Raw genomic sequence first — 15,365 nt, 5'->3', positions numbered from 1 at the left:
GTGGACCGAGGCCTGGCGGGCCGCCATCCAGTTGACGTTGCCGCGGATGGTGTTGATTTCACCATTGTGCGTGGTCATGCGGTAGGGGTGCGCGAGCTTCCAGGACGGGAAGGTATTGGTCGAGAAGCGCTGGTGTACGAGGGCAATGGCGCTTTCGAAATCCTCGTCGTGGAGGTCCGGATAGAAGGCACCGAGCTGGTCGGCGAGGAACATGCCCTTATAGACGAGCGTGCGCGCAGACATCGAGACGACGTAAAAACCGTTGTCGCTGTTGCTCTCGGGGACCTCGGCATAGACGGTGTTGGAGATCACCTTGCGCACGATGAGGAGCTTGCGCTCGAATTCGTCGAGCGTCAGGCCTTCGGGGCGGGCGATGACCATCTGCTCGATGATCGGCTGCGTGGCGATGACGCCTTCGGAGAGCTTCTTGTTATTGGTCGGAACGACGCGTTCGCCGAGAAGCTTGAGGCCTTCCTTTTCGATGCAGGCGCGCACGGCGGCGGCGCAGCGATCGCGAAGGGCCACGATGTTGGGATAGAACAGCATCACTACGGCGTAGTGGTGCTTTTCCGGCAGGGCGAAGGGCAGAGCCTTCTTGAAGAAGCCATGCGGGGTCTGCACCAGAATGCCGGCGCCATCGCCCATCAGCGGATCGGCACCCACGGCGCCGCGGTGTTCGAGGTTCTCGAGGATTTCGAGACCCTTTTCGACCACTTCGTGGCTGGGCTTGTTCTTGATGTTGGCGATCATCCCGATGCCACAGGCGTCATGTTCCTGCATGGGATCGTAAAGACCCTGGGCTTCGGGACGACCGGTGACGCGCTTGCCATCGAGGATCAGAGTGGTTTTGCGAGTATTGGCTTTCGCTGAAACCGGAGAAAAGCGTCCGTTCTGCTGGTGGGCCATATCTTATTCCTCGCTGTCTGATCGCACCCGTTGCCGGGCTTGGTTCGCTATGTCGTGTGCATCCTGAAGGTGCCGGTGCCGGCCCGCTGGATGCAGTCTTGGTCCTCTGGCGGACACACGTCTCAATCGGGTCGTACTTTCGGTACGGCTCGGATGAACAAGTGCATCCATGCGTGGGGAGCGGCGCTGCATCCAAATGGCCGCTCATATTCGGGCTATCTTAGCCCCGCCTATCCGTTTCCGCTATCGTGTAGCGGGCCAGCCGGACCAGCGTGCGCTGCTTGCCGCGGAGAGCGGGGCGACGCGTCATTTAGGACAGAGGTGCTGCCCTAACGAGTTCACATTTGCATAGTTCCAACCTGCGAGCAAGCGGCAAGATTGGATTTGGCGCGAAAAAAATAGGAATAGCAATTTTGTTCTGTAGGAGTTGTAGGACTTTTGGGGTGTATTTGCACAAATCTTGCGCAGTCTGCGCATATTTTGTGCGAAAGTCCTACTTTCCACGGGATTTCCCAAAGTTGTCCTATTTCCCATCTGAATAGGAAATAGGACTTTGGGTGGGCCTCATTCGAGATGGGACTTGATGAACCACAGGTTCTTGTCGAGATCGCGCGAAAAGGCGGTGAGGATATCGGCGGAATCGGCGTCGCCGGCCTCGTCGGTCGCATCGATGTCGTCGCGGACCTGATTGGCGAGAACCGCATAGCGGTCGGCGAGGGCCGCCAGGTGATCGGTGGTCTTGCGGATATCGGTGGGGTAGGGGGCGAGCTTGGTGGCCTTGGCGACGATCTGGCTCGTGCCCAGGGCAATGCCGTCAAGCTGGGCGATGCGTTCGGCCACGGTATCGGCGTGATCATCGAGCTGGGCGCGCATGGGGTCGAGCATTTCATGCACAGCGATGAAATTGGGGCCCTTGAGGTTCCAGTGCGCCTGCTTGGTGATCAGCGCCAGATCAATGGCATCGGCAAGACGCGCGTTGAGAATCTCGATGACGGCCGATTTGGCATTGGCCTTGAGGGCGATGGATGGGGTTTTCATGGAACGATCCTGACGCTGGTTGCGGGGAGAGGTTTGGGGCCGTCTTCTTCAACTAAGAGCGGCGCCGACTCGTTCCGCGCAAACAAAAACACCCCCGGCAGAGCCGAGGGTGCGTTTGGATCGTGCTTGCGGAGGGGGCGGACCTAGCCGCCGAAAACCGCTCCACCGGAGCGGTTTTGCGCAAGCGCCGGCGTCTAGTTTACCGACTTGTCCTCAATCGAAGCGGTGCCGCCATTGATCTGAATGGTGCGCGGCTTCTTGCTTTCGGGCAGTTCGCGCTTCAGATCGAGATGGAGCAGGCCGTTTTCGAGGCTGGCGCCCTGGACCTCGACATAATCGGCAAGCTGGAAGCGCAGCTCGAAGGCGCGCTCGGCAATGCCGCGATGGAGGAATTCGCGCTTGGTGTCGGTGTTTTCGACGGGCTTGGCACCCTTCACCACCAGGCTGTTCTCCTTGGTTTCGATGGCGATGTCGCCATTGGAGAAGCCGGCCACGGCGATGGAGATGCGATAGGCGTCGTCACCGGTGCGTTCGATATTGTAGGGCGGGTAGGACTTCGCTTCCTGGGTGCCGAGGGTGTCGAGCCGGTTGAACAGGCGATCGAAGCCGACGGTGGAGCGATAGAAGGGCGAGAAATCAAAAGTCTGCATGTCACATTCTCCAATTGAGCAACGTGGTTGGGCGACCTTGCGGTCACATGACCGGTGCCTGGCGCAGGGCTCCCTGAAGCGGCGAGCGTCTTTCGGCAGAACCGGTATCCCCGGCTGTCCGGCGGATGAACTTTATTTAGGTGCGGCTTTTTCGGGTTCAAGGGGCGCGGTTCGAAGAGCCAATGTGAACCGAAAATGAATGCACCGGTCCGGACCCGTTCAGGAGAAGTGCTGCATAAACAAGACCGTAAGGCCGCCGCCGCGGTCTTCACCAAGCGGGTCCGTCATCCGCCCCCCGCACGGGCCCGCTCTCAAAAAAGGCCAGCATTCCCTCAGCCCGGAATGCTGGCTTTTCTTTACCTCGTGGGGCTATCGTGCGCTGCAAAATCGTGGAGGCGCATGTGGCCGCTCAGGTCGATCCAACCGGTCCGAAACTTGCCGTGGTTCCATCCAATCCCGTGCCGCAAGGCGTGCGGGTCGGCTATGTGACGACGCCTGACCGGGTGAAGCTGCGCTATGCCATCTGGCCCAAATCGGCGGGGCCGCATCGGGGCACCGTGTGCCTCGTGCAGGGGCGCACCGAATATATCGAGAAATATTTCGAGACGATCGCCGACTTTCAGGCGCGCGGCTTTGCCGTCGCGACCTTCGACTGGCGCGGGCAGGGCGGATCTGACCGGCTGATCGGCAATCGCACGGTGGGCTATGTCGACCGGTTCGACGACTACTGGACCGACCTCAAGACCTTTCACAGCGAAATCCTGCTACCCGATTGTCCGCCGCCCTTTTATCTTGTCGGGCACTCGATGGGGGGGCTGGCCTCGCTCTATGCGACGACGCGCGACCGAATGATGTTCGACAGGGTGTTTCTTTCCGCGCCCATGGTCAGCCTATATGGCATGGAGCATAGCCTTGCCGGGTTCGGCGCTTTTGCCGAGACACTGAGTTTCCTCGGTCTCGGGGCGATGCCACTGAAGCGCCGGGGCGACAGGCGGCCGGACGAAGCCGGCTTTCTCAACAATCCGCTGACCTCCGATCTCCTGCGTTACACGCGCATGGTCGAGATCATCCGCGCCGACGACAGCCTCTATATCGGCTCGCCGAGCTTCCGCTGGCTCGCTGCCTCGATGAAGGCGATGGTGGAAGCCAATCGCGAGGATTTTGCCGGGCGGTTGCAGATTCCCCTACTGGTACTGGCAGCGGCGCGGGACACGATCGTCTCGACGCCGGCGCTTGAGCAATTGGGCCTGCGGCTGCGCAATGGGCGGCACGTGGTGGTCGCCGGGGCCAAGCACGAGCTTTTCGTCGAGACCGACGCCATTCGCGGCCAGGTGCTGGCCGCGTTCGACGCTTTTATTACCAACCAGACGCGCTAGCCCCGGGCTTTTATGCCTTGCTGATGAGGTCGAGCGTCTTTTCGAGCAACTCCTGGCTTGCGGCTGCAACGACGTGGCCGCCGCCGGTTGGCTCGGAGCCATCCCAGCAGGCGATGGCGCCACCGGCTTCGCGGATGATCGGCACCAGCGCAGCGATATCATAGGTATTGAGATAGGGCTCGATGACGAGGTCGGCATGGCCGGCCGCGAGGAGCGCATAGCCATAGCAATCCATGCCGAAGCGCTGGAGGCGCGTGGCGGCCTCGACGGCCCGCCACTTCGCGGCGAATTCGGGCGTGTTGAACAGCTTTGGCGTGGTGGTGAAGACGCGGGCCGGGGCGAGATCGCTGAGGCCACTGGTGCGATTGGGCTGTGCCAGCCCGCCACGCTGATAGCGCGATTGGCCGGGCACGGCGACAAAGGCCTCGCCGATAAAGGGTTGGCTCATGATGCCGGCGACGGCGACGCCATCGACGGCAAAGCCGATCAGCGTGCCCCAGACTGGGGCGCCGGAAATGAAGGCGCGGGTGCCATCGACCGGATCGATGATCCAGGTAAAACGGCTTTCGCCGGTCGTGCCCCATTCCTCCCCGATCACGGCATGATCGGGGAAGGCATCGGCGATGACGGCGCGAATGACTTTTTCGGCGCCCTTGTCGGCCTCGGTGACCGGATCGAAGCCGGTATCGAGCTTGTTGTCGACCGCGAGCCCGGTGCGGAAGAGGGGCAGGGTATGGGCCGCTGCCGCTTCGGCCGCGGCCACCAGGGTTGCTTCGATATGGGCGCAGTCGAGAGCGGAAGCGGGCACGGCAAATCCTCTGGCGGCAGACGCAGGAGGTTTAGGCGGCGGCGGGGATTGGAGCAAGGTGCTGCCCGCGTTTTGGGGCGTGGAAACGGGTGTTCCGGGCGAAAAGCAAATGATTCATTTTTGCAACAAGCCTCGCCCAACCGCGGTGCAAAGGAACAAGGCGGGTTGCCAGTCTTCCCAAATGAGTTCAAGCCAGAGGGGCATGATGCGCATCTTGACCGGCTTAGCCACTCTGCGCCTGGTCGAAGCGCGTCGTTCCTCCCTTGACTGGGCCGCCTTTCGGGGCGGCCCTTGTTTGTGTCGGGAGGGTTATTCCGCGGCGGCCCGTTCGGTTGCCGCCGGCGGAACGGCAAGGGCCAGCAGGTCGAGCCCGATCAGCGCATGGATCATGCTTTCGACGAGTTGCCGGAGCGGTTCGAAGCCCCCGTTCTTCTCGAGCGTCGCCTCGTTCATATAGAGATGGCGGCTGACCTCGATCTGCAGCGCATGGACGCCGTGCTGCGGGCGGCCATAGGAGCGGGTGCAGAAGCCACCGGCATAGGGGCGATTGCGCGCGACGCGCAGCCCGGCAGCCGAAAAACCAGTTTCGACCAGATCGATGAGCGCCGGCGCGCAAGTCGTGCCATAGCGATCGCCCAAGACCACATCGGGGGTGGCCCGCTCGCCATGGCGGCCGAGACGCGGCATGGAGTGGCAATCGATCAGCACGGCCACGCCGAAGCTTGAGGCTGCCTCGGTGAGAAGGTTTTGCAGCGCGGCGTGATAGGGGTGGTAGATGCCCTCGATGCGCATGCGTGCATCGTCGAGCGTCAGGCGCTCGCGATAGATGGGTTTGTTTTCGGCAACGACGCGGGCCAGCGTGCCGAGGCCTGCGGCGACCCGCGGCGAGGTGGTGTTGAACCGGTCTGACAGCGGCTCGACGAACATGGTGGGGTCGAGTTCCCAGGGCTCGCGATTGACATCGAGATAGGCCCTGGGGAAGTGCGCCCGGAGGAGTGGCGCGCCCAGATGCGGCGCGCGCGCAAAAAGCTCATCGACAAAGGCATCTTCAGACTGGCGGATCGACAGATGGTCGAGCCGGGTCATGGCGAGGAAGCGGTCGGGGTAGTTCCGGCCCGAATGGGGCGAATTGAACACAATGGGCGCGACCATGCGGCGGGGCCGGATGGTTTCGAATGCCGGTTGATCCCAATAGTCGGATCGCACGTTGCCTCCGCAGCGCCGCGCTGGGCGCGCGGTCGAGTGATTTGCTGTCACGCAAGTGTCGCGCGGCGCAGCCGACTTGTCCAGTTTGATTGTAAAAAGGTGCCAAAGCCCAGTGCGGGCGGTTTGCGTTGGGACAAATCTGAATTAAACATCGGCCTAATACGACTCACCTGCCGGACTGGCCCCCAAACGAGGTTTTTGATGAAGCGCATCCTGCTCGCCGAAGACGATAACGACATGCGCCAGTTCCTCACGCGCGCACTCAAGAATGCGGGCTATGAAGTGGTCTCGTTCGACAATGGGCTGTCGGCCTATGAGCGGCTGCGCGAAGAGCCGTTTTCGCTGCTGCTTTCTGACATCGTGATGCCCGAAATGGACGGAATCGAACTGGCGCGCCGCGCCACCGAACTCGATCCGGACCTCAAGGTGATGTTCATCACCGGTTTTGCCGCCGTGGCGCTCAACCCCGACAGCGACGCGCCCAAGGATGCATCGGTGCTTTCCAAGCCTTTCCACCTGCGCGACCTGGTCTCGGAAGTGGAGCGCCTGCTGGCCGCCTGAGGTGGTTTGAGAAAACAATCCACAGGCGTGAGAATGACCCCTTGACCACTCAGGTCGTTTCATGGTCTATCCGCGCCACCGGAGAGGCAAACGCCAAACCGGCCCGGAGAGATGGGCGTATAGCTCAGCGGGAGAGCACTACGTTGACATCGTAGGGGTCACAAGTTCGATCCTTGTTACGCCCACCATCTCTTCTTCCTTCCCTGCCAAGTGCAGCGGGTGCGTAGCTCAGCGGGAGAGCACTGCCTTCACACGGCAGGGGTCACAGGTTCAATCCCTGTCGCACCCACCATTCCCTGTAAAACCAAAGACTTAGAAGTAGAATAGCTCTGATGGTGCATTCAAGTGGTGCATCGCGGTGCAAAATCCGACTTATCTGGAGCGTTCGCGGCACGGCATTTTCTACATGCGCTGGCCGATCCCCAAGCGTATTCACCCATCAGGCAAGACCTCCTGCGTCAAACTTTCGCTGAGGACCAGAGAGCCACAACAGGCGTGGCGGCTGGCGCGGCGTCTCGGCTATCTGGCGGACATTCATATGTCGTCTGGGAAGCGCGCTGGCATGCGTTTTGATGAAGTCCGGGCTCTCTGGCTCGATGGTTCCAGAGCCAGCGCCAGGCCTGCCGTGAGCAGATTGCCGAGCACGGCCGATTGGAGCCGGAGGCGGTCGACACTTTGCGGAGCGCGTACCGCTTTGCCGAACTGGCTCTGCCTCCCGGCGCAGGTCCTTGACCTCATCACTGGTGGCCGCGCGGGTCGTGTCACCGGCGAGGCGCCGCTTTCCTGCTTTCATGAACTCCTTGGACCAGGTGTAATAAAGGCTCCGGGCAATGCCCTCGCGGCGGCAAAGCTCAGCAATGCTTTCCTCGTCGCGCAATCCGTCCAACACGATCTGGATCTTGTCTTCGGCGGAAAAATGCCGCCGCGCCGCTCGGCGGATGTCCTTCACAACCTGCTCGGAAGGCTTCTTCGTCTTCGTGGTTTTCGTCGTCATTCTGGGTCTTTCGTCCTTCAGACGAGACCAGAACTCTCCTTAACGATCAAACCAAATTCTGGGACACAGGTGCTGATGCCGACACTGTGGATCATGGCCGTCGGGCAGGCCTCCGCGGTCCGAGCCGGCGCTCTCGGCCTGCCGCTGGCGCTCTCGGCTTTTCATCGCCCGGAGGAGGCCCAGGTCTCCGCGTCCGCCTATCGAAAGGCCTTCCGTCCGTCGTCACGTCCGGGCCTGCCGCCAACGCCGAAGCTCTTCGTCGCCTTGCGTGTCACTTCCGCTCCTAGCCATTCTGAGGCAGAAAGGCTCGCTATGCCCATGCGCTGGGCATTCGAACAGCGCCGACGCTTCAATGTAATGCCCCAATGCCTACCCGGTGTGGAGGAGGCGATAGAGCTGGCAGGCGGCGTTTGGCCGGCGGAAAGTAATGACTGGCCTATGTACACTGTGAGTGCCCTGACCGACCTGCGCTCCCGTCTGATGCGAATGGGTGAAGCGTGCGGCGCGGATGAAATTATGATGCAGGATGTTATCCCTGACCCCAAGAGGCGCCTTGAACATTACCACGATGTTGCGCGTTGTTTTGCCTGACGGACGAGGGGAGGATCGCTCCTTAGGTCTGTCACACCTTTTGTGTGTGGGGACGCTGGGCGCGTTGGCTTCGATGATGGGGAAGCTCTACCTGAGGAAGGAGCTACCTTCCTGTCCAGGATGCGCCTAAGTAGATGTCGTGAAAGACGGCTGCACCAGATGTACTGGCGCAGTCGAAACGAATCCGAATGTTGGGTTTCACATGGTGGCGCAACCGGCGCTGTTATGTGGTGAGGATCGCGGCCACGCAAGGATTTGATGTGCCCAGAACGTTCTACACTTTCCCGCGTGCCGTCGTGGGTTTGAAAACCCGGTTTTGCAGCATGGTGAAACTAAATTGATGTTTGGCCGGCGAGAGACCAATCCTTGAATGGCACATGTTTGACGGCCTCGAGCCAAGCCTTGCTCTAGGTTGCATTTCGCCCGGCCGGATCTACTTGGCCACCCGTCCGTATGCGCCGCAGGCAAAAATGGCCTGCCGTGGGACGAACCGGCACGCGGGCCGCGAAGGTGAAAAGCTTCAGGCGGGAGGTCCTTGTAGCCGCGCGCCCTTTGGGACAGCCATTCCTCGGATCACTGCAGGACGCTCGCTGAGTTGGGCGTGCCAGCGTTCGAGAAACGGATAGTCCGACAGAGACAGGCTGGTCCAATTGCTTCGTGCGACCCAAGGGAAGGCCGCGATATCGGCAATCGAATAGGCCGACGACAGGAATTCTGAATGCTGGAGATGGCTATTCAAGAAGCGATAGACCCGATCGACAAGTGCCACGATATGCCGCTCGGCCGGTTCGCTGCGCTCAGGTGCCAGTTCGGTCCAATGATGGGCTTGACCACTAAGCGGCCCCAGGCCAGTTAGCACCACCATTAGCCACTGCAAAACATCGTCACGCGCGAACGTGTTGCTGGGCGTCAGGCCCGAGGCTTCCCCGCCGAACCGGAGCAGAATGGCACCAGATTCAAAGAGTACACGTGTTGCTCCCGCTTCTGTCCATCGAACGATCGGAATTTTCCCATAGGGGTTTAGGGCCAGGATGTCGGGCGCAAACTGCTCCTTGTTTCGAATGTTCACCCCATGCACTGCATAGTGAAGCCCGATCTCTTCAAACAGAATCGATACCCTGTTGGAGTTTGGCGTATCCCAGAGCCAGGCCTCGAGCCCTTCAACCGGTTGCGCAACGTCTGAGGCCATCGTTTATTCCAAAGTTGAGGAGATCAGCCGGCGAGAGCACATGCTCCCGCCAGCTGGATCGATCACTGCTCGAAGTGTGCGTTGGCAAAATTGTTATAGATGCCATGAGCGCCAACGGAGAAGCCAGACAGGCCATCGCGGTAGGCGTAGAACTCTGGTGGATCTATGAAGTCGATCACTGGCAACTCGTCATGGACGATAGCCTGAAGCTGGAAGAACAATTCCTTTCGTTTCGTGGCGTCGACCTCGACTGCTGCACGCTCCAGAATGTCATCCACGACTGGGTTGGCATAGTGGCTCGGATTGGCCCACGGCACTCCGACTTTGAAAGCGTTTGACCAAAAGACCCGTTGCACACCAACGGTTGGATCAAACGTATTGCCAAGAGAGTCGATCGCCACATCAAAGTCGCGATCGGTGTAAACGCGCTTTGAGTAAGCGGCCTGATCCGACAAGGACACTTCCGCCTCGATCCCAATTGCTTTGAGCGACTGCTGCACGAAGGCGGCCACTCGCGAGTCGTTTGCCGGGTTCAGCGTCACGCGAAGCTTGAATCGCACGCCACTATCGTCTTTCGCGTAGCCAGCTTCGTCCAACAGCTGGTTTGCCAATATCGTGTCGTAGTTGTGCGGCAAGATAGAGGGATCGTTATAGGCGGTCAGCGCCCTGCTTATCGGCGTCGGAGACACTGTCCCGTAGCCGTAGAAGACAATCGACTTGATCGCTTCAAGGTCAAGGGCATGCGCAATTGCCCGCCGAACCTGCAGATCGGCCAGCTTTTCGTTGTCCAGATTAAGCGCGATCTGGCTATGTCGCCCCAGATAGGGGGCATTGAGATCGGCGACGGTCAAGCCGGTAATCGACTTCAGGCGCTCGACGTCGGACAACGCAACGCTGGCCAGGTCAAGCTCGCCAGTTTCTAACCCAGCCGACCGCGCGGCCGAGTCAGTAACGATCTTGCCAATAATCCGCTCCAGGTAGGGTTTGCCGGCGGCCCAATAGTCTGGGTTACGTTCCAGAATGAGGTGATCACCGCGCGTCCACTCTCGAAACATGAATGGTCCGGTGCCGATCAGGGCTGCATCGGGAGGTGTATCGACGACATTGATGTTCTCGAACAGATGCTGGGGGACAATCGGGGACTCTGGACTGGCGACCGCAGTAAGCAGGTACGGCGTTGGTGCGGACAACGACACCACTACCGTCAAATCATCCGGCGTCTCGATCTTGCTGACATTGGCAAAAGTGACTTGCCCGCGCGGGTGCCCAGCCTTGAGACGTTCAATGCTGAAGGCGACATCCTTAGAAGTAAATGGCGTGCCGTCGTGCCACTTCACATTGGGTCGCAGCTTGAAAGTATAGCTCAGGCCGTCGTCGGAGACGGACCACTGCGTTGCCAGTTGGGCTTGCGGCTCGAAATTTTCGTCATAACTTAGCAGACCCTCAAATATCTTGGGCCCGACAGCTAGGGCGATAAAGGTGGTGGTGTTCGTGGGAACGATAGATCCCGCTTCGCTGTGAATAGCCCAATTCAATGTCCCGCCAACCTTGGGCGCAGCAAAGGAGGCGGTCGTTAGCATGAGGGCCGCAACGGCGCCCAACCCGGCGGTAAGAGCGTGTCGCAAAGTCTTGGTAGTCATATCATCTCCACTGACTGATCGGGTCAGCTTATACATGACTAAATCTATGGATATAAAGGATATTAGTCCATTTGCCGTTGCGGCGGAAGAATGGTTTTCGAAGTTTCAGTGCTTGGATAGGCTTACTCATCGAACAAGCCGCGGCTTGCCCTGCGCAACGCCAGCCGCACGGCATAATGACTGGTATCCACGAGGGCTGGCGTTGGTCAACAAATGCGAGGTCGTGTCTGGCGAAGCGCGAGTGGATTGAGCTTGCTGCTGACGCTGCACCAATGGTGTCACTATGGCTTCGAATATAAAGCGCCTTTCGCGCGATAATCTCGGCATCGCGTTGAAACGTCTCCTCGGATTTGTCGAGGTCCCATAGTTTCGCGCGCTAGAGTTTTATACGGACGTTTCTTTGGCTTTGGAAAAAAAGCCTGGATGTGATTAAGTTGTCCGAATGAAAATTTTAAAATGGGGGAGAAAATGCGACTGAATTATTTTCTTCCCTCTGCGAGGATGAAGAATCTACTGACTATTCACGCTGGTGTCAGCGATGTTGAGGAAGCGTGCGTCGAAGTCCTGCCCGCCATGTTGCCCAATCTTCATATTCGGGTGGCGGGGCATAGCAGCCTGGTATTTGCCGATGGCAGCCAGTTCGATGCGCCCCCCGTTTCGTTGATTGGTCCGACAACCGGCGCCTATCGCGTCATGCTCAGCAGAGACAGCCGGATAGCAGTGGTCGGATTGCTCCCACTTGGGTGGGCAATGCTGGTGCGGTTACCCGCTTTTGCATACGCGGACAGGGTGCTCGATGGTGCCGACATCTGGGGAGCACGGGCGGCAGGGGAAGTTGTCGAACGCCTGTGGGCGACCTCGTTCGATGGCGACCATGTCGGTATAGTCGAAGCGCTTTTGAAACGCCCCACTGGTGCGAACGACCATCTTCTGCAGCAGATTATGGGGATCGACTATTGGCTCGAACGCTCCGCGTCGCTCTCGCTTGACGCATTAAGCGCGCAGGTAGACTTGGGGGACCGGCAGATGCGGCGCATCGCGCTTGAATATTATGGCGCCGCCCCAAAAATCCTTGCCATGAAATACCGGGCCCTGCGCCTGGCCGCCGAGATGTGCGAGGGCGGCGGCTTGGGCGTCACCCTGCATGCCTATGCTGACCAATCGCACATGATCCGCGATTTCCGACGGTTCGTCGGCTGGACGCCCGCTGCCTTCCTGAGGGATCACAATCTGGCGGCGGCGACGCTGTCGGGGCGGCGTAGGGCGGGCGCCGAGCGGCCACTGGTTCTGTGGAGCTGATCGGGTTCGGGGGCTCTGCCGATGTCCGTTTTGTTCAATACGGCGTACGCCTCGACAATCTAGGTTTTGATCAGGCCGCTTGAGGTTGAGCGGGAGTGTCCGGCGCCTGTTATGGCGCTGAGCGACGTACGCTGCCGGAGTTGCCCATGGCTAAACGTTACCTGCAACTGTTGTTCATGCTTGCCGCTCTTTCCAGTACCAATGCTCTCCCTACGCTGGCCGATGCGACGAACCCGATCGCCGATATCGAAGGTGCGGCCGACAGTAGGCTCCTCAAACGGTATGAGGGTGCCTTCATCGTCTCCTATGAGAGCCGGGCCTATGCCGAACTGCGTATTCCGCTGTCACCACTGCAGCCCGGCGCCCCGGGCGAGTATGATGCCATGAACAACCGGATCTATCGCCCAGAGCGGGCGGAGACGCTGGAGGGCAAGGTGACGCGGCTTGTCTATCTGGTTCCGGACAACCGGTCTCCGCTGGAAGTGCTACGCAACTATCAAGACGAAATCACTGCGGCCGGCGGACAGGTCGAATTCGAGTGCAAGCGCGACGAATGTGGCGGAGACGCCAATCGCGCCGCCTACGGCGGCGGCAACAAGATGAGCCTGATGCAGTATTTCTTTTATGAATCTGACATCAAGGATGCTCCCCATTCGAACGGGGCGTGCGCGTTGACGTCTCACATCAATGACCAACATTTCATAACGGCGCGGATTCCGCAGGGGAACGCCACCGCCTGGGTGGCCGTACAAACTTTCCAGCTTGATGCCGGCACGTATTGCAAGGCACTCAACGGCCGGACCATCATCGTTGTCCATGTTCTGGAACCCAAGGCCCGTGAGCAAAAGATGGTTCTGGTCAAGGCGGAGGTCATGGCCGACGCCATCGACCATGACGGCAGCATTGCGCTCTATGGCATCTATTTCGATACGGCGAAGGCGGACCTAACGCCTGACTCCGCGCCGACTCTCAAAGAGATCGCTTTGCTCGAGGGGCGACCGGAACTGGTGCTCTTGATTGTCGGCCATACCGACAGCCAGGGCAGCTATGACTACAATCTCGATCTTTCCGCACGCCGCGCCAACGCCGCCAAGGCTGCACTCGTTTCGAGCTACGGCGTTGATGCACGCCGCCTGACCGCGGCCGGTGCAGGCATGATGGCACCCGTCGCGTCCAATGCCACCGATGAGGGGCGAGCCAAGAACCGTCGCGTGACGATCGTGCAGGTTAATTGATGGGTCCGACGAAGAAGAAAAGCCGGACACGGCGCCTTTTGTGACGCTTCGTTGGGAGCGCCTGCCTGGTCCTCTCTTTGCTCCTTGGGGGGCGGGTGCAAAGGTCTCCAACGCCCGGGATATTGCCGAGATTGCCGGAGAATATGCCTTTGGGGAGGACTTCGAAGGTGGCGCGGTCCGTCAGGAGATCCTTGAGAAATAATGGACGATCGGCGGGTACGTCTAGAGCGGCGACGAGCATTGCATGGCGGCGTCCGAGCTGTAGGGCGATCCCTATGCCTGGCTTGTCTATGGCGTGGTGAAACTGGTCATGGCTGCTGATGTGACGCGCAAGGCTTTGGTGCGCTTCGATCCGCGGCAAGACTGCTCATTTTGCGCGAGACTAGCGCAACCTGGAACGGGTCGCGGCTAGTCCGCTTCTGAATGCTCCGGCACGTTTTCGGACCATCCCCCACCCAATCCCAAGGCACCATCTCCGTCAGCTGCATGCAATCTGACGCCCCCGGGAAGCAGACGCGCCGAGGAGCGCCTGCTTCCCGAAGAGCTTTGCCGGGCGCTGTCAGAGACACATCTCAATTGCGCCGGCCATGGTGCTTGCATAGGCGATGGTCGGATTGGCGGCGCTTTCAATGCCGTCCTGCAGTCCCTCGCCGCCTGCTGCAAAGTAGCGTGCGGCGCAGGTGCAAAGCTGCGTGCGCGACTGGCCGCCGGAGCGCAGGCGTTCGAGCACATCGATCTCGTTGAAGCCGGGCACCATGATACCGCCATCGAGGGCCTGCTGGCACATATAGACGTCACCCTCGTCATAGGCGAAATCCTCGTCCGGCAGGTCTTCGGTCGCGTCCTCATCGAACATGTCGATGTCGACGAGGTCTCCGTCAGTGACCTCCCAATCGGTCTCCATATCGGGTACGCAGATCATCATGTTCATGACAGTCATGAACTGGAAATGATCGACGCTTTCCATTGTATCGGCGTTGAGCAAAGCCAGGTCGCCGGGGTCGCCAATCGTGAATTCCGTCGCCACGCAATGGCAATAGTCACCTTTGGAAACCCCCGCTTCGGCAATGGTCGAGGCGAAGGATGCGCCATCGATACCCTCGACTTGACCGTCAAGGGCGGCGGCACAGGCGCCCAGACCGATCACGTATAGTTCGTTGTCGAAATCCTGGCCCTGAACCGGGGACAGAGCGAGCGCGCAGCCGAAGAGGCCGCCCAGAAAAACGCGTGCAATCATCTTGGTTTTCCGTGTTGGATGGTCAGGCGGCAGGTTGGACCGTGGCCGACGCCTTCTTGCGTCGGCCGATAAAGACCAGGCCACCGATGATCAGGCCCGCGATCGCGAAAATCGCCAGCGCCAGCAGGGGACGATAGAATAACCAGGCCGAGCCGATGGTCAGAGACCCGACGCCCAGCCCCGCCGCGCCGGCAATGATGCCGGTGCCAAACCCCAGGATGGAGCCGAGGAAGGGCAGGACGCTGGCGAGAACCGAGACCGGGCCCAGAACGGCGCCAAATCCGGCGATCAGCAGCGCGAGACCCGCGATGCGGATGATCCAGGTCATCGTGGCATTGCCGCTGGCTGCGCCTTCGAACATGTCGGCTGCCGTTACTGTGCCGGTATCGACCATCAGCAGGCTGTCGCCGCTCTCGGTGCGGTAGGGGGCAAGCGCGGCGCCCTGCTGCTTGCCGATGATGCTGATGGTGTCGACCGGAATATATTCGTAGCTGATGCGGTAATCGCCCAGCTGCGGGCTCGCCGAATTATTGCCCAGATAAATCCCGCCATTGACGATGCTCGCCCGGATGCCTGCTCCGATCGCGTCCTGCACGGCCTGTGCTTGGTCGGTGCCTAGCACCAGTGTTTGCGAA

Annotated in this window: 13 protein-coding genes, 2 tRNA genes and 2 pseudogenes; 7 read left to right on the top strand and 10 right to left on the bottom strand. The window is 60.1% G+C overall.

Translation table 11 applies throughout. The features are described 5' to 3' along the window. The 3 genes and pseudogenes from J0I64_RS15785 to J0I64_RS15775 form a co-directional block, all read right to left on the bottom strand. Positions 1 to 906: pseudogene (locus tag J0I64_RS15785) on the bottom strand (glutamate synthase subunit alpha); the annotation flags it as partial. 564 nt (positions 907 to 1,470) lie between these two features. Next, entirely contained in the window at positions 1,471 to 1,944 is a 474-nt protein-coding gene (dps, locus tag J0I64_RS15780; protein WP_291409946.1) for a DNA starvation/stationary phase protection protein Dps, read from the bottom strand. A gap of 194 nt (positions 1,945 to 2,138) precedes the next feature. Beyond that, positions 2,139 to 2,594: an Hsp20 family protein gene (locus tag J0I64_RS15775; protein ID WP_291409944.1), complete on the bottom strand. Its 456-nt coding sequence runs from the start codon at positions 2,592 to 2,594 to the stop codon at positions 2,139 to 2,141. Between the two features lie 374 nt (positions 2,595 to 2,968). Here J0I64_RS15775 and J0I64_RS15770 point away from each other — a divergent pair, with 374 nt between their 5' ends. Beyond that, positions 2,969 to 3,970 carry an alpha/beta hydrolase gene (locus tag J0I64_RS15770; protein WP_291409942.1) on the top strand — a complete coding sequence of 334 codons (1,002 nt, stop codon included), beginning with the start codon at positions 2,969 to 2,971 and terminating at the stop codon, positions 3,968 to 3,970. 10 nt (positions 3,971 to 3,980) lie between these two features. On the opposite strand, the gene hisN is transcribed toward J0I64_RS15770, so the two are convergent. Together hisN and J0I64_RS15760 are read right to left on the bottom strand one after the other, a co-directional pair. Further along, positions 3,981 to 4,778, bottom strand: a complete 798-nt coding sequence (hisN, locus tag J0I64_RS15765; protein WP_291409940.1) for a histidinol-phosphatase — start codon at positions 4,776 to 4,778, stop codon at positions 3,981 to 3,983. Between the two features lie 309 nt (positions 4,779 to 5,087). Further along, complete coding sequence (locus J0I64_RS15760; RefSeq protein ID WP_291409938.1) at positions 5,088 to 5,984, bottom strand: N-formylglutamate amidohydrolase; 897 nt, start codon at positions 5,982 to 5,984, stop codon at positions 5,088 to 5,090. A 201-nt stretch (positions 5,985 to 6,185) separates the two neighbouring features. Here J0I64_RS15760 and cpdR point away from each other — a divergent pair, with 201 nt between their 5' ends. The 3 genes from cpdR (at position 6,186) to J0I64_RS15745 (ending at position 6,837) form a co-directional block, all read left to right on the top strand. Further along, positions 6,186 to 6,545 (top strand): cell cycle two-component system response regulator CpdR, encoded by a 360-nt coding sequence (gene cpdR / locus J0I64_RS15755; RefSeq protein ID WP_275605571.1) that lies wholly within the window; start codon positions 6,186 to 6,188, stop codon positions 6,543 to 6,545. Between the two features lie 113 nt (positions 6,546 to 6,658). After that, positions 6,659 to 6,733, top strand: a tRNA-Val gene (locus J0I64_RS15750). A 29-nt stretch (positions 6,734 to 6,762) separates the two neighbouring features. Continuing rightward, positions 6,763 to 6,837, top strand: a tRNA-Val gene (locus J0I64_RS15745). Between the two features lie 402 nt (positions 6,838 to 7,239). Here J0I64_RS15745 and J0I64_RS15740 read toward each other — a convergent pair. Further along, a pseudogene (locus J0I64_RS15740) lies at positions 7,240 to 7,539 on the bottom strand (transposase); the annotation flags it as partial. On the opposite strand from J0I64_RS15740, the gene J0I64_RS15735 reads away from it, so the two are divergent. Then, positions 7,462 to 8,130 (top strand): LLM class flavin-dependent oxidoreductase, encoded by a 669-nt coding sequence (locus tag J0I64_RS15735; protein WP_366933756.1) that lies wholly within the window; start codon positions 7,462 to 7,464, stop codon positions 8,128 to 8,130. The pseudogene J0I64_RS15740 and the gene J0I64_RS15735 sit on opposite strands and share 78 nt — an antisense overlap. A gap of 520 nt (positions 8,131 to 8,650) precedes the next feature. On the opposite strand, the gene J0I64_RS15730 is transcribed toward J0I64_RS15735, so the two are convergent. Together J0I64_RS15730 and J0I64_RS15725 are read right to left on the bottom strand one after the other, a co-directional pair. After that, positions 8,651 to 9,319 carry a glutathione S-transferase C-terminal domain-containing protein gene (locus J0I64_RS15730; RefSeq protein ID WP_291409935.1) on the bottom strand — a complete coding sequence of 223 codons (669 nt, stop codon included), beginning with the start codon at positions 9,317 to 9,319 and terminating at the stop codon, positions 8,651 to 8,653. Between the two features lie 62 nt (positions 9,320 to 9,381). Further along, complete coding sequence (locus J0I64_RS15725; protein ID WP_291409933.1) at positions 9,382 to 10,959, bottom strand: ABC transporter substrate-binding protein; 1,578 nt, start codon at positions 10,957 to 10,959, stop codon at positions 9,382 to 9,384. Between the two features lie 468 nt (positions 10,960 to 11,427). Between J0I64_RS15725 and J0I64_RS15720 the strand changes: the two genes are divergently transcribed. Beyond that, positions 11,428 to 12,258 carry an AraC family transcriptional regulator gene (locus J0I64_RS15720; RefSeq protein WP_291409931.1) on the top strand — a complete coding sequence of 277 codons (831 nt, stop codon included), beginning with the start codon at positions 11,428 to 11,430 and terminating at the stop codon, positions 12,256 to 12,258. A gap of 146 nt (positions 12,259 to 12,404) precedes the next feature. Further along, on the top strand, positions 12,405 to 13,493 hold the full coding sequence (locus J0I64_RS15715; RefSeq protein ID WP_291409930.1) for an OmpA family protein: 1,089 nt from the start codon (positions 12,405 to 12,407) through the stop codon (positions 13,491 to 13,493). A 559-nt stretch (positions 13,494 to 14,052) separates the two neighbouring features. Here the strand turns inward: J0I64_RS15715 and J0I64_RS15710 are convergent. Beyond that, positions 14,053 to 14,730, bottom strand: a complete 678-nt coding sequence (locus J0I64_RS15710; protein ID WP_291409929.1) for a hypothetical protein — start codon at positions 14,728 to 14,730, stop codon at positions 14,053 to 14,055. 22 nt (positions 14,731 to 14,752) lie between these two features. Next, positions 14,753 to 15,365 (bottom strand): TMEM43 family protein (locus J0I64_RS15705; protein ID WP_291409927.1); only part of this gene is annotated, 613 nt, incomplete at its 5' end.

Source organism: Devosia sp. (genome assembly GCF_017307565.1).
GTDB lineage: Bacteria > Pseudomonadota > Alphaproteobacteria > Rhizobiales > Devosiaceae > Devosia.
The sequence above is the reverse complement of the archived record's forward strand: the minus strand, read 5'-3'. Positions and strand labels throughout refer to the sequence as shown.